Origin of the sequence: Pseudomonas sp. Lb2C2, assembly GCF_052112205.1 — a bacterium.
Taxonomy (GTDB): domain Bacteria; phylum Pseudomonadota; class Gammaproteobacteria; order Pseudomonadales; family Pseudomonadaceae; genus Aquipseudomonas; species Aquipseudomonas kilonensis.
The window spans coordinates 653,834-666,381 of the sequence record NZ_JAUTYW010000003.1; the positions used below are offsets into that span (position 1 = coordinate 653,834).

Sequence of the window (12,548 nt, forward strand, 5' to 3'; positions counted from 1 at the left end):
CCATGACCGTGTTGAAGATGTCCGACCTCGATCTGCAAGGTAAGCGCGTACTGATCCGCGAAGACCTCAACGTCCCCGTCAAGGACGGTGTTGTCACCAGCGACGCGCGTATCCTGGCTTCGCTGCCGACCATCAAGCTGGCCCTGGAAAAAGGCGCGGCCGTGATGGTCTGCTCCCACCTGGGCCGTCCGACCGAAGGCGAGTTCTCGGCGGAAAACAGCCTCAAGCCTGTGGCCGATTACCTGAGCAAGGCCTTGGGCCGTGACGTGCCATTGGTTGCTGACTACCTGGGCGGCGTGGACGTGAAGGCCGGCGATGTCGTGCTGTTCGAAAACGTGCGCTTCAACAAGGGCGAGAAAAAGAACGCTGACGAACTGGCCCAGCAATACGCCGCCCTGTGCGACGTGTTCGTGATGGACGCCTTCGGCACCGCCCACCGCGCCGAGGGTTCGACCCATGGCGTGGCGAAGTTCGCCAAAGTCGCCGCCGCAGGCCCGTTGCTGGCTGCTGAGCTGGACGCACTGGGCAAGGCCCTGGGCTCGCCGGCCCAGCCGATGGCTGCCATCGTTGCCGGCTCCAAGGTCTCCACCAAGCTGGACGTGCTCAACAGCCTGAGCCAGGTCTGCAACCAGTTGATCGTCGGCGGCGGCATCGCCAACACCTTCCTCGCTGCTGCGGGTCACCCGGTCGGCAAATCCCTGTACGAACCGGACCTGCTGGACACCGCCCGGGAAATCGCCGCCAAGGTCAGCGTACCGTTGCCGGTGGACGTGGTTGTGGCCAAGGAATTCGCAGAAAGCGCCACCGCCACCGTCAAGCTGATCGATGACGTCGCCGAAGACGACATGATTCTCGATATCGGCCCGCAAACCGCAGCCAACTTCGCCGAACTGCTGAAATCTTCCAAGACGATCCTGTGGAACGGTCCGGTCGGTGTGTTCGAGTTCGACCAGTTCGGCAACGGCACCAAGGTGCTGGCCCAGGCCATCGCCGACAGCGCTGCGTTCTCCATCGCCGGTGGCGGTGACACCCTGGCGGCCATCGACAAATATGGCGTGGCCTCGCAGATCTCCTACATTTCTACCGGTGGCGGCGCATTCCTCGAGTTCGTCGAAGGCAAGGTGTTGCCTGCCGTGGAAGTCCTGGAAAGCCGGGCCAAGGCCTGAAGCACCATTGACCAGGCAAAGGAGTGTTCTGATGGTCAAGACGATCCCGTTGCTGTTGGCGGCGACGATGCTGGTGGCCTGCTCAAGCAGCCCGCAGGCTCCGGCCCCGCAACCCGGCGCGCCGGCGCCTGAAGACGGCTGTTACCAGGCCGACTGGCAGGCCGAGACCAACCCGGTGCTGAACAAGCGTTCCGGACCGGACGGCCTGGACAAATACGAGACGCAAACCCCGGCCAAGGAACATGGTTGTCCTTGACGGGTCTGACTCTTAACTCATGGCTGGCGGCGTGTGCCGTCCGTCGAGGAACACGGATGAAAGGCTTGATCGCCGTCGTGGCGTTGGCATTGCTGGGCGGTTGTGCGCAGTTGGACTTTTTGCACGCCTCCGAGCCTGTTGAAGGTTGGACGACCTGGACCTGTGACAGCGAGGCCAAAGTGCTCTGGCGCTACACCGATGCCGCCCACAAGGAAGTCGATGTACGCCTGGGCGGCGCCGATAAGGTTTATCGCCTCAAGCTTGAGCCGGGTGCTGAAGGTTCACTGTACAGCGATGACATGCTGGCGTTTCACGTCAAGGGTGAGGAAGGCCTGGTGTATTGGGTCGCCACCAATGATTTGATCGGGCGTGGCTGCAAGGCCGAGTGACAAGATTGATCCACACGGATCCAGAGGCTGGAACAGGACCCATGCGGGAGCGAGCTTGCTCGCGATAGCGGTGTATCAGGCGACAGTGATGTTGCATGTGCCGCCCTCATCGCGAGCAAGCTCGCTCCCACAGGTATTGCGTCAGTATTTGGGTTTAGCGATACCGAACACGCAGCTCGGGCCGACCCCCGATCCGCAATGACTTGAATAGCCGCCGCCGCTCCGGCAGGCTGGCACGATTAACGACCCTCGACCGGGAGAGAGACACAATGGCACTTATCAGCATGCGTCAGATGCTGGACCACGCAGCCGAGTTCGGCTACGGCGTTCCAGCCTTTAACGTCAACAACCTTGAGCAGATGCGCGCCATCATGGAAGCCGCTGACAAGACTGACTCTCCGGTGATCGTCCAGGCTTCGGCCGGTGCCCGCAAATACGCTGGCGCGCCGTTCCTGCGTCACCTGATCCTGGCAGCGATCGAAGAGTTCCCGCATATCCCGGTGTGCATGCACCAGGACCACGGCACCAGCCCGGACGTCTGCCAGCGCTCCATCCAGCTGGGCTTCAGCTCGGTGATGATGGACGGTTCCCTCGGCGAAGACGGCAAGACCCCGACCGACTACGAATACAACGTACGCGTCACCCAACAGACCGTGGCCATGGCCCACGCCTGCGGCGTGTCGGTGGAAGGTGAGTTGGGTTGCCTGGGTTCGCTGGAAACCGGCATGGCCGGTGAAGAAGACGGCATCGGCGCCGAAGGCGTGCTGGACCACAGCCAGATGCTGACCGATCCGGAAGAAGCGGCGGACTTCGTCAAGAAGACCCAGGTCGACGCCCTGGCCATCGCCATCGGCACCAGCCACGGCGCCTACAAGTTCACCAAGCCGCCAACCGGCGACGTGCTGGCGATCGACCGCATCAAGGAAATCCACAAGCGCATCCCCAACACCCACCTGGTGATGCACGGTTCTTCCTCGGTTCCACAAGAGTGGCTGGCGATCATCAACCAGTACGGTGGCGACATCAAAGAGACCTACGGCGTGCCGGTTGAAGAAATCGTCGAAGGCATCAAGTACGGCGTGCGCAAGGTCAACATCGATACCGATCTGCGTCTGGCTTCTACTGGTGCGATGCGTCGTTTGATGGCGACCAACCCGAGTGAGTTTGATCCGCGTAAGTTCTTCGGTGCGACCGTGACGGCGATGCGTGATGTGTGTATTGCGCGTTATGAGGCGTTTGGTACTGCGGGTAATGCTTCCAAGATCAAGCCGATCTCTCTGGAGGCTATGTATCAGCGGTATTTGAAAGGTGAGTTGAACGCTAAGGTTAATTGATGTTTTAGCGTTGTTAGAAAGCCCGCAGTGATGCGGGTTTTTTTATGTTTGGGATTTGGGGGTATATCCGTTTTTTGGGTGGCGGCGGCTTATGGTTCCGCTCTTACAGCGGGTCACTTTCGAAAAGCGCGAAAGTAACCAAAGCGCTTCTGCCCCACCACTCGGTGCCTCGCTTAGGCTCGGCATGCCCGAACGAAGGCATTGCTCCGTGGGCCCGCCGCGAAGGGCCATCCATGGCCCAGCGCGGCTATCCCGGCATCCATGCCGGGATGCCCACTGCGCAATGCCTGCGTTCGGCCAGCGTGGTTAACGGGGCGCCCGAGATCAACGTCCACCGCGAGGCGGCCTTATAGCCGACCTGGTTCTTGGTGGGACTGCGTTTCTCCTGTGGGAACAGGTATGTGTGGGAGCAAAGCTTGCTCGCGAAGGCGGTGTGTCAGTTTGCGGTGATGTTGGTTGTGCCGGCCTCTTCGCGAGCAAGCCCGCTCCCACAGTTGGATCGGGGCACGGTCGGAGAGTCAGGTCGGCTGTCAGGCCGCCTCGCGAGCAAGCTTTGCTCCCACAGGCCCCCGGTCCTGCTCAAACAGAGCTGATGGGTGTGCGACCGGGAGAGCCGGGTCGGCTGTCAGGCCGCCTCGCGAGCAAGCTTTGCTCTCACAGGCCCCCGGTCCTGCTCAAACAGAGCTGATGGGTGTACGACCGGGAGAGCCAGGTCGGCTACTAGGCCGCCTCGGAAAGGACCTTGATCTCGGCGCCCCGTTAACCACGCTGGCCGAACGCAGGCATTGCGCAGTGGGCAACCCGGCATGGATGCCGGGTTAGCCGCGCTGGGCCATGGATGGCCCTTCGCGGCGGGCCCACGGAGCAATGCCGGAGTGAGGGCACACCGAGCCTAGGCGAGGTGCCGAGTGGTGGGGCAGGAGCGTTTTGCTTACTTTTGCGCTCTTCAAAAGTGAGCCGCCGTCAGGGCGGAACCCTAAGTGGCCGTTACCGCAGAAATGGATATACACACCAACCCCGCTGTGTCAGCCAACATCCTTGCCAATGCCCCAGCGCTATCGCGAGCAAGCTCGCTCCCACAGGGGATCATCTCCCGCCGGGAGGCTTTATTGGTCTTCGAGGCCGCGTTGTTCAATGACGCCGAACACGTCGGTGACATCCTGAACCAGGATCCGGGCAACATTGGTGAGGGTATTGAAGTCGCTGGCGGCCGAATCGCGCAGGGTGGCGCAGGCCATGAGTGTCAGGTAGTCGAGGGTGGCGTGTAGGCGTTCACTGGCGCAGGCGTGGAGTTCAGTCAGTGGAGCGGTGCTGTCGATGAACAGTATGGGTTGTGTGGTAGCGATCGGAGTGAGTGGGCTGAAGCGGCTAAGCGATTGTTCAGTTTTCATGACAAACCTCTAACTCAAGAAAAAGTACTCGCCACCGTTCGCTGCGAAACAAATTGGGTGGCAGCCATGTGCGGGTTCGCAGACCGAGGAGTTAGAGAAACCCGGCAGACCCGAAGATCTCCCACACACAGCCGCCATGAAAAGCCGAACGTAGGCAGGATTCGCCTATGTCGATTTTTGACGGTCGTGATTCTAACTCACCAGGGCTGCGAAACCCTTGCCCACTGACCAAAGCCAGCGGACAAACCGAACTATAGAGGAGATTTTCGAGACCAAAATCGACCTGTAGGACGCACCTCCCCCCTGTGGCGAGGGAGCTTGCTCCCGCTCGGGGGCGCAGCCGCCGTAAAGTCGGCACATGCGGTGGGGCTGACGGAAAGAGGGGGCTGCTTCGCAGCCCAGCGGGGATAAATCCCCTCGCCACAAGAGGGGGTTTCCTACGAGATTATCGGAAGTGAAATTTCAGGTGTTGTGATCGATATCCAGCACGCTGAACGTCACTTTCCCGCCTTCACTGGTGTAGCCAGTGTTGTCCTGCACGTACACCCCAGCCTTGAAGTACAACGGCTTGACCCGCCAAGTGGAGCTGATGGTGGTGTACCAGCTACGACCCGCCGCAGTAATGCCCAGGTCACCGGTGCGATCAAGGTGGATCCGGTAACTGAAGGACTGATTGAGTTTCACGCCGGAGGCGACGGTGATGACCCGGCCTTCGTCGTCATCGGGGCGCATGCGGACCTTGGCGACGATGTTGCCGGTGGAGCTGTCCTCTTTGTATTGGTATTCCAACTTCACCAAGGGTTTGCTGCTGTCCTTGGCATGGATCTGACCGATCACGATCTTGCCGCTACTGGGCACCTGGCTGACGACCAGTTTCGCACGCAATTGGTTGTCGGCATCGGGGTACAGCCAGTTGCGCAAGGTGCCGTCTTTATAGGTCTCGCGCAATTCGCTGCGCGGGTAGATCGCGTTTTCAGTCTTGGTGCCGGTCACCGGTGACCAGAAATACACCGTGCTGCCTTCGGAGTTGAAATATTTGTCCTGGAACCCATCCACCAGCCGAGGGGTTTCGATGGTTTTTGGCGGACTGCCTTCGGGAATGCTCAGGTTCCAGGTTGCAAGATCGACCATGTTCGGATCCTTTCTGAGAAGAAGAAATGATTTACGCCACAGCCGGAGGCTCTAAGACGCGCTTTTGCTGAGGCCAGAAGGGTGCGCGGACGAGTATTTGGCACGGTCGTCCGGCGGAGGGTTGGCGTCAACAGTCCGTCAGAGTTGCGTTTGCCGCTTTGGTGCCCGAGACAAACGACCATTGGTCGGCTATTCCGATTTTTTTCGGAACCTTGTGCGATGGCCATTTGATTCTTTCGCTACGCGCGAACAAAAAAAACACCCTAAATGGGTGCTTCGAAGGTAGGTCGATAGCAGCGTTCCATGCTGCTAATGCGGGCGGGGGGAGCGCTCAAAGGGTGGTGTGTTTGATTTCCAGCAGGCTGAACGTCGCTTTGCCGCCTTCGGTGGTGTAGCCGGTGTTGTCCTGGACGTAGACGCCTGCTTTGAAATACAGCGGTTTGACTTTCCAGGACGGGTCGACAGTGGTTCTCCAGTTGTAGCCCGCCGCACTGATGCCCAGTGCGCCCTTCGGGCTGAGGTGGATCATGTAGGTAAAGCGTTGGTCGAGCTTCACGCCGGTGGCGATGGTGATGACCTGGCCGGTTTCGTCGTCGGGACGGATGCGCACCTTGGCGACGATGTTGCCGGTGGAGCTATAGGTTTTGTACTGGTACTCCAGTTTCACCATGGGGCTGGTGCTGTCTTTGGCGTGGATCTGACCGATCACGAGCTTGCCGCTGCTGGGCACCTGGTTGACGGTTACGGCGGCACGCAGGGTGTTGTCCGCCGCCGGGTACAACCAGTTGCGCAGGGTGCCGTCGCTGTAGGTTTCGCGCAGTTCGCTGCGTGGGTAGATCGCGTTTGCAGTCTTGGTGCCGGTCACCGGCGCCCAGAAGAACAGCGTGCCGGTGTCGGAGTGGAAGTATTCATCCTTGAACCCCTGGGCCAGCCGAGGTGTTTCGATAGTGATGGCGGGGCTGCCTTCGGGAATGCTCAAGTTCCAAGTATTGAGATCGATCATGGTCGGTTCCTGCGTCACGGGCGTAAAAGTGCTGAGTACCAAAGCGGGAGGCTCTACTCCGAGCATTTGGAGTGTGTTGATCACGCAGGAGGGGGCTTTTTTGAGTAACCATCCGGCGGATGCTTGACGTCAATTGTCCGTCGAATATGTCAATTGCAGCATCTATGCCTGGATGGGTAACCGTTAGTCGGTAGTTTCGAGCTAGACCTGAACTATGGCGCATCGATAGTGTCGGGTTTGGCGGGCAGCATTCCGTTGCTGCCCTGGCGCCAACGCAAAGTGCCTAGAGGTGATCGATATCCAGCAAGCTGAACGTCACGGTTCCGCCTTCGGTGGGATAACCGGTGTTGTCCTGCACGTACACGCCCGCCTTGAAGTACAGCGGCTTGTCGCTCCAAGTGGAGCTGATGGGGGAGCTCCACTGGTAACCCGCGCCATTGATGGTCAGGACGCCGGCGGGGCTGAGATGGATCAGGTAAGAGAAGGATTGATTCAGTTTGATGCCCGTGGCGATGGTGATGACCTGGCCTGTTTCGTCGTCCGGGCGCATGCGCACCTTGGCGACAATGTTGCCGGTGGAACTGTAGGTTTTATATTGGTATTCCAGCTTCACCATGGGACGGGTGCTGTCCTTGGCATGGATCTGACCAATCACGATCTTGCCGGTGCTGGGCACTTGGCTGACGGCCAGGGTGGCAGCCAGCTTGTTGTCCGCCGCCGGGTACAGCCAATTGCGCAAGGTGCCGTTGCTGTAGGTTTCACGAAGTTCACTGCGCGGATAAATAGCATTAGTGGTCGTGGCGCCAGTCACCGGTGCCCAGAAAAACACCGTGCCGGAGTCAGAGTGGAAATACTGGTCCTGGAACCCTTGCACGAGTTGAGAGGTTTCGATGGTGGCAGGAGGGCTGCCTTCGGGAATGCTCAGGTTCCAGGTTGAGAGATCGATCATGGTGGGATCCTATGTCACTCGATGAAAAAGCTGCACACCACAAAGCAAGGCTCTAGGCCGGTCTTTTCGGGGCGTACGGGTGAGCGACGGAAGAAACTGGCTGGCAACCTTTCGGCGGATGGCTGACGTCAATTGTCCGTCGAAGTTGTCTGTGCAGCTTTTGTGCCCGAGGAGGGTGACCGTTAGTCGGCTATTTCGGGCTTTGCCTGGATGATGGCGCGTTGACACCTACTGCTTTTCACAATCCCGGTCTAGAGTGAGGGGACAGTATTTGTCCGCTTTGCTACGTAAAAACGGACGTGGCGCCCGATAAGAGAAGCAGCATGGAATGCGCGCAACCACCGCTCGGCGAAGACAGCTCTGTCCTTTTGATTGTTGATGATTACCCTGAAAACCTGCTCAGCATGCGAGCCTTGTTGCAGCGTCAGGATTGGCGAGTCATGACCGCAGCCTCGGGTGTCGAGGCGCTTAACCTTTTGCTCGAACACGACATCGACCTGGTTCTGCTGGATGTGCAGATGCCCGACATGGACGGTTTCGAAGTGGCGCGCCTGATGCGCGGCAGCCAGCGCACGCGGCTCACGCCGATCATTTTCCTGACGGCCAACGAGCAATCCCAGGATGCGGTCATCAAGGGCTACGCCAGTGGCGCCGTGGATTACCTGTTCAAACCCTTCGACCCGCAAATCCTCAAGCCCAAGGTCCAGGCGTTGCTCGAGCACCAGCGCAATCGCCGGGCCTTGCAGCGCCTGAGCCAGGATCTCGAAGCGGCCAGGGCCTTCAATGCCTCGGTGCTGGACAACGCCGCCGAAGGCATCCTGGTGGTGGATGAGAATGGCTGTATCCGTTTCGCCAACCCCTCTACCTGCCGCTTGCTCAATGCCACCGCCGAGCAATTGCAAGGCATGCCGTTCCTGGATTTCCTGCAGAAACCGCACATTCCCGAGTGGGTCGATTCCGATATCCACAACGCCTATCGTCGCGGTGAAACCTGGCGATTGCATGACGCGGTCCTGCGCACGGCGCCTGGCCAGCAGGTGTCGGTGGCCTTGTCCTGTGCGCCGTTGCCCTCGGAGCAGAAGGCGATGGTGGTGACGCTGCAGGACATGTCCGTGGTTCGCCACTTGCACCAGCAACTCGAATATCAGGCTGTCACGGACCCGCTGACCGGGTTGCTCAACCGCCGGGGGTTCTACCAGACCGCGGAAAACCTGTTGATGCGCAGCGAGCGACTGGAAAGCAACTGGGTGTTGCTGTACCTGGACCTCGATGGCTTCAAGCGGGTCAATGACTCGCTGGGACACGACGCCGGGGACCGGGTGTTGCGCTGGGTGTCGGAGCAGTTGAAGGCCTGCCTGCGCCCATTTGACATTCTGGCACGGCTGGGCGGTGACGAGTTCACGGCGCTGTTGGACCTGGAGTTTCCCGAGCAGGCGGCCAAGATCGCCGAGAAACTCATCGAGCGCGTCGCGATCTGCCAGCAGATCGAAGGCATGGACGTGGCCCTGGGGGCCAGCATCGGCATCGCGACGTACCCGGACTGTGGCGCCAATCTCGATGGGTTGTTGCGGGCGTCCGACATCGCCATGTACGAAGCCAAGCGTGCCGGCCGCCAGCAATACCGTTTTTACGATCATGAAATGAACGGTCGAGCCCGTTCACGGCTGATGCTGGAAGAGAGCGTGCGCTCGGCCATCGAGAACCGCGATTTCAATATGGTCTACCAGCCGCAGGTGAGCATCGTCGACGGGCGGATCCGCGGGTTCGAAGCGCTGTTGCGCTGGCAGCACCCCAGCGTCGGTGATGTTCCGCCGGGCCTGTTCCTGCCCTTGCTGGAAGAGGCACGATTGATCAGCCGGCTGGGCAGCTGGATTTATCATCGCAGCGCAGCCCAGCGTAAAGTCTGGGAACGCCTGTTCGCTGATGACCTGGTGTTGGGGGTGAGCCTGAGCAGCACCCAGTTCGGCATGCCCAACCTGGTGACCGAGTTGCGCCAGGTCCTGGAGCGCCATGCCTTGAAGCCTCGGCAGCTGGAGGTCGAGGTGACCGAGGATGCGCTGATGCGCAATCCCGATGAAACCCAAAAGCAATTGCGCCTGCTGCGCCACCTCGGGGTGCGCGTGGCGTTGGATGACTTCGGTTCGGGGCCCTGTTCGCTGACGCATCTGCGCGATCTTGAACTCGATACCCTCAAACTCGACCGGCACTTGATCGCCCGCCTGCCGGGGTCGCCCCGGGATGCCGCGTTGGCCGCTTCGGTGATCGACCTGTGTACGCAACTGGGCTTGCGGGTGATCGCCGAAGGGGTGGAGACCCGCGAGCAATATGAGTGGCTGCAGGCCCATGGCTGTGAGTACGTGCAGGGGTTCCTCGTGGCGCGGCCCTTGATGGCCGAAGACACCAATGCCTTCGCCACACCGTTCGACTGGAGCGCGGTGCAGGCCTGAATTCGCTACACTGGCGACCTCTTGTGACTGTGTTGCCCCTTGATGACCGCGCTCAAATACCTCCAGGCCTACCCCGCCGCCCTGCAAGCCCAAGTGCAGCAATTGATCGCCCAGGACCGACTGGGCGATTACCTGCAGCAGCGCTACCCGGGCCGGCATCCGATCCAGAGCGACAAGGCCCTGTACGGTTATGCGCTGGACCTCAAGCAGCAATACCTGCGTAACGCGCCAGCCATCGACAAGGTGCTGTTCGACAGTCGCCTGGACCTGACCCACCGCGCCCTCGGCCTGCACACGGCGGTGTCGCGGGTACAGGGCGGCAAGCTCAAGGCCAAGAAGGAAATCCGCATCGCTGCGCTATTCAAGGACGCGGCGCCCGAGTTCCTGAACATGATCGTGGTGCACGAGCTGGCGCACTTCAAGGAGTCGGACCACAACAAGGCGTTCTACCAACTCTGCGAGCACATGCTGCCGGGGTATCACCAGTTGGAATTCGACCTGCGGGTGTACCTGACCTGGCGGGACCTGCAACCCCACAAGGAATGACCGAATGGATGTCAGCAAGACCAAGACCAGCTTCTATCGTCGCTTGTACGTGGCTTACCTGATCGACAGTGGCGGCGCCAGCAACGTCCCGGCCCTCACCGAAGCCACCGGCATGCCCCGGCGTACGGCCCAGGACACCATTGCCGCGCTGGCTGACCTGGATATCGTTTGTGAGTTCGAGCAAGAGGACGGCGCGCGCAATCATGCCGGGCGTTATCGGATTCGCGATTGGGGGGCGATCGATCGGGGGTGGATCGAGGGGAATTTGCTGCGGATCAAGGCGGTGCTGGAGTATCCCTGATTTTTCGGTGCCTGGGCTGGCCCAATCGCGAGCAAGCTCGCTCCCACATTTGATCGTTGTTCACTGAAGATCCCTGTGGGAGCGAGCTTGCTCGCGATGGCGTCCTCAGGGCCGATGCATACCGATGTGTGGAATCCCATCCTCCATGTATTCCACCCCCACCACTTCAAACCCGTACCGCCCGTAGTACCCCTGCAAATGCGCCTGGGCCGACAATGAGATCGACGTCCCGGGCCAATGCTTCTCGGCCTGTTTGAGCGCCTGTTCCATCAACGTGTGGCCTAGCCCCTGGCCGCGTGCTTGCGGCGCGATGACCACGCGCCCGATCACCACGTCACTGTTTTGCGAGTGCGGGTCGAGCAAACGCAGGTAGGCCACCAGGTGGTTGTCCTGCCAGGCCATCAAATGGCAGGTGTCGCCTTCAAGATCCAGGCCGTCAACGTCCGGGTAGGCGCAGTTCTGCTCGACAACGAACACTTCGGCACGCAATTTGAGGATGGCATACAGCTGTTCCTTGCTCAGGTCACTGTGATGTTTACAGACCCACTCGATATCCATTTTTTTGAATTTCCTTAAGAACCTGATGCCGATATTAAGCGTGCTGGGCCCGGAAGTCTCTTTCTCGGTCGACTGGAAAATCTGTGACAAAGACCAAAATGCCATCATTCCTCTGTCGCGGGGTTGTCTTCTTTGTGTAATCTTCGTGACAGCGCTGCGCCGCGGTTCCAATGAGCTAATGTTAGGACCGGATGTCTGAGGATGTCCGTTGAGTTTCGGCTAAAAACAAACCGGGCTTTGAACCCGTCAAGGATGTTTGGCATGCCGCGATTGCATCGAGCTCTTGCGTTGATCGGGTTGCTGTTGCTGAGCTACGAGGCTTGCGCGCAAAAGCTGCGCCTGGTCGCCGATGCCTGGCCGCCCTTTACCGATTCCACGTTGATCAATGGTGGCCTGGCGACTGATATCGTCAGCACGGCCCTGGCGCGGGCCGGCTATGCCACGGACTTCGAACAGGTGCCCTGGGCCCGGGCGATGCTGGGCATCGGCGAGGGCCGGTATGACGTGCTGGTCAACGCCTGGTACAGCGAGGAGCGCACCCACATCGGTCAGTTCTCGGCCGAGTACCTGCTCAACCGCGTGCGCTTCATCAAGCGCAAGGACGAGGCGATCCAGTTTGACAGCCTGCAACAGCTGCGGACCTATCCCATCGCCGTGGTTCGCGGTTACGCCTACTCCAAGGACTTCGACGAAGACCCGAAAATGCAGAAAATCCCTGTGCATAACTTCGCGATGGCTGTGCGCATGCTGGCTGCGGACCGCGTGAAGTTGACCCTGGAAGACGAGTACGTCGCCCGCTATTACCTGGCCCGCGAATCGGCCAAGGTGCGCAGCACCGTGGAATTCATGCCCAAGGCATTGAGTGAAAACAGCTTGCACATCCTGGTCAGCTTGAAGAACCCGGAGCACGAGCAGATCGTGGCGGGGTTTGACCGGGAGATCGCGGCGATGAAGGCGGATGGGAGTTATGCGCGGTTATTGAAGGCCCACGGAATGTAGGATGCCTGGACCGGCCTCATCGCGAGCAAGCTCGCTCCCACATTGGGCCTGCTGTGATGCAAAGTCTGTGTGCACAGC

General features: G+C 60.0%; 13 protein-coding genes. 8 read left to right on the forward strand and 5 right to left on the reverse strand.

The window, feature by feature from the left end; genetic code table 11:
- The first annotated feature begins 2 nt into the window (after nt 1–2).
- The 4 genes from Q7F16_RS11275 (at nt 3) to fba (ending at nt 3,145) form a co-directional block, all read left to right on the forward strand.
- Nucleotides 3–1,166: a phosphoglycerate kinase gene (locus Q7F16_RS11275; protein WP_079302943.1), complete on the forward strand. Its 1,164-nt coding sequence runs from the start codon at nt 3–5 to the stop codon at nt 1,164–1,166.
- A 31-nt stretch (nt 1,167–1,197) separates the two neighbouring features.
- The gene (locus Q7F16_RS11280) at nt 1,198–1,422 is read left to right on the forward strand and encodes a hypothetical protein (RefSeq protein ID WP_046063273.1); all 225 of its coding nucleotides are present in this window, start codon (nt 1,198–1,200) and stop codon (nt 1,420–1,422) included.
- Between the two features lie 56 nt (nt 1,423–1,478).
- Nucleotides 1,479–1,811, forward strand: a complete 333-nt coding sequence (locus Q7F16_RS11285) for an MliC family protein (protein ID WP_046063274.1) — start codon at nt 1,479–1,481, stop codon at nt 1,809–1,811.
- Nucleotides 1,812–2,080: 269 nt separating this feature from the next.
- Nucleotides 2,081–3,145 carry a class II fructose-bisphosphate aldolase gene (gene fba, locus Q7F16_RS11290; RefSeq protein WP_003177554.1) on the forward strand — a complete coding sequence of 355 codons (1,065 nt, stop codon included), beginning with the start codon at nt 2,081–2,083 and terminating at the stop codon, nt 3,143–3,145.
- Between the two features lie 1,106 nt (nt 3,146–4,251).
- Here fba and Q7F16_RS11295 read toward each other — a convergent pair.
- The 4 genes from Q7F16_RS11295 to Q7F16_RS11310 form a co-directional block, all read right to left on the reverse strand.
- Entirely contained in the window at nt 4,252–4,536 is a 285-nt protein-coding gene (locus Q7F16_RS11295; protein ID WP_046063275.1) for a hypothetical protein, read from the reverse strand.
- 462 nt (nt 4,537–4,998) lie between these two features.
- Complete coding sequence (locus Q7F16_RS11300) at nt 4,999–5,667, reverse strand: polysaccharide lyase family 7 protein (RefSeq protein ID WP_046063276.1); 669 nt, start codon at nt 5,665–5,667, stop codon at nt 4,999–5,001.
- Nucleotides 5,668–5,998: 331 nt separating this feature from the next.
- Entirely contained in the window at nt 5,999–6,670 is a 672-nt protein-coding gene (locus Q7F16_RS11305) for a polysaccharide lyase family 7 protein (protein WP_046063277.1), read from the reverse strand.
- 283 nt (nt 6,671–6,953) lie between these two features.
- Nucleotides 6,954–7,619 (reverse strand): polysaccharide lyase family 7 protein, encoded by a 666-nt coding sequence (locus Q7F16_RS11310; protein WP_046063278.1) that lies wholly within the window; start codon nt 7,617–7,619, stop codon nt 6,954–6,956.
- A 323-nt stretch (nt 7,620–7,942) separates the two neighbouring features.
- On the opposite strand from Q7F16_RS11310, the gene Q7F16_RS11315 reads away from it, so the two are divergent.
- Genes Q7F16_RS11315 through Q7F16_RS11325 form a run of 3 tightly spaced genes read left to right on the forward strand, consistent with a single transcriptional unit; the run spans nt 7,943 to nt 10,913 of the window.
- Nucleotides 7,943–10,066, forward strand: a complete 2,124-nt coding sequence (locus Q7F16_RS11315) for a putative bifunctional diguanylate cyclase/phosphodiesterase (RefSeq protein WP_014340618.1) — start codon at nt 7,943–7,945, stop codon at nt 10,064–10,066.
- 42 nt (nt 10,067–10,108) lie between these two features.
- Nucleotides 10,109–10,612, forward strand: a complete 504-nt coding sequence (locus tag Q7F16_RS11320) for a M48 metallopeptidase family protein (protein WP_024619094.1) — start codon at nt 10,109–10,111, stop codon at nt 10,610–10,612.
- Between the two features lie 4 nt (nt 10,613–10,616).
- The gene (locus Q7F16_RS11325; protein ID WP_046063279.1) at nt 10,617–10,913 is read left to right on the forward strand and encodes a winged helix-turn-helix domain-containing protein; all 297 of its coding nucleotides are present in this window, start codon (nt 10,617–10,619) and stop codon (nt 10,911–10,913) included.
- 105 nt (nt 10,914–11,018) lie between these two features.
- Here Q7F16_RS11325 and Q7F16_RS11330 read toward each other — a convergent pair whose 3' ends face one another.
- Complete coding sequence (locus Q7F16_RS11330) at nt 11,019–11,471, reverse strand: GNAT family N-acetyltransferase (RefSeq protein ID WP_014340616.1); 453 nt, start codon at nt 11,469–11,471, stop codon at nt 11,019–11,021.
- A 261-nt stretch (nt 11,472–11,732) separates the two neighbouring features.
- Between Q7F16_RS11330 and Q7F16_RS11335 the strand changes: the two genes are divergently transcribed.
- Nucleotides 11,733–12,470, forward strand: a complete 738-nt coding sequence (locus tag Q7F16_RS11335) for a substrate-binding periplasmic protein (RefSeq protein WP_409555795.1) — start codon at nt 11,733–11,735, stop codon at nt 12,468–12,470.
- The last annotated feature ends 78 nt before the right edge of the window (nt 12,471–12,548 follow it).

Coding starts and splice junctions, on each gene's coding strand:
- Q7F16_RS11275 (WP_079302943.1), top strand. CDS start 3: ATGACCGTGTTGAAGATGTCCGACCTCGATCTGCAAGGTAAGCGCGTA.
- Q7F16_RS11280 (WP_046063273.1), top strand. CDS start 1,198: ATGGTCAAGACGATCCCGTTGCTGTTGGCGGCGACGATGCTGGTGGCC.
- Q7F16_RS11285 (WP_046063274.1), top strand. CDS start 1,479: ATGAAAGGCTTGATCGCCGTCGTGGCGTTGGCATTGCTGGGCGGTTGT.
- fba (WP_003177554.1), top strand. CDS start 2,081: ATGGCACTTATCAGCATGCGTCAGATGCTGGACCACGCAGCCGAGTTC.
- Q7F16_RS11295 (WP_046063275.1), bottom strand. CDS start 4,536: ATGAAAACTGAACAATCGCTTAGCCGCTTCAGCCCACTCACTCCGATC.
- Q7F16_RS11300 (WP_046063276.1), bottom strand. CDS start 5,667: ATGGTCGATCTTGCAACCTGGAACCTGAGCATTCCCGAAGGCAGTCCG.
- Q7F16_RS11305 (WP_046063277.1), bottom strand. CDS start 6,670: ATGATCGATCTCAATACTTGGAACTTGAGCATTCCCGAAGGCAGCCCC.
- Q7F16_RS11310 (WP_046063278.1), bottom strand. CDS start 7,619: ATGATCGATCTCTCAACCTGGAACCTGAGCATTCCCGAAGGCAGCCCT.
- Q7F16_RS11315 (WP_014340618.1), top strand. CDS start 7,943: ATGGAATGCGCGCAACCACCGCTCGGCGAAGACAGCTCTGTCCTTTTG.
- Q7F16_RS11320 (WP_024619094.1), top strand. CDS start 10,109: ATGACCGCGCTCAAATACCTCCAGGCCTACCCCGCCGCCCTGCAAGCC.
- Q7F16_RS11325 (WP_046063279.1), top strand. CDS start 10,617: ATGGATGTCAGCAAGACCAAGACCAGCTTCTATCGTCGCTTGTACGTG.
- Q7F16_RS11330 (WP_014340616.1), bottom strand. CDS start 11,471: ATGGATATCGAGTGGGTCTGTAAACATCACAGTGACCTGAGCAAGGAA.
- Q7F16_RS11335 (WP_409555795.1), top strand. CDS start 11,733: ATGCCGCGATTGCATCGAGCTCTTGCGTTGATCGGGTTGCTGTTGCTG.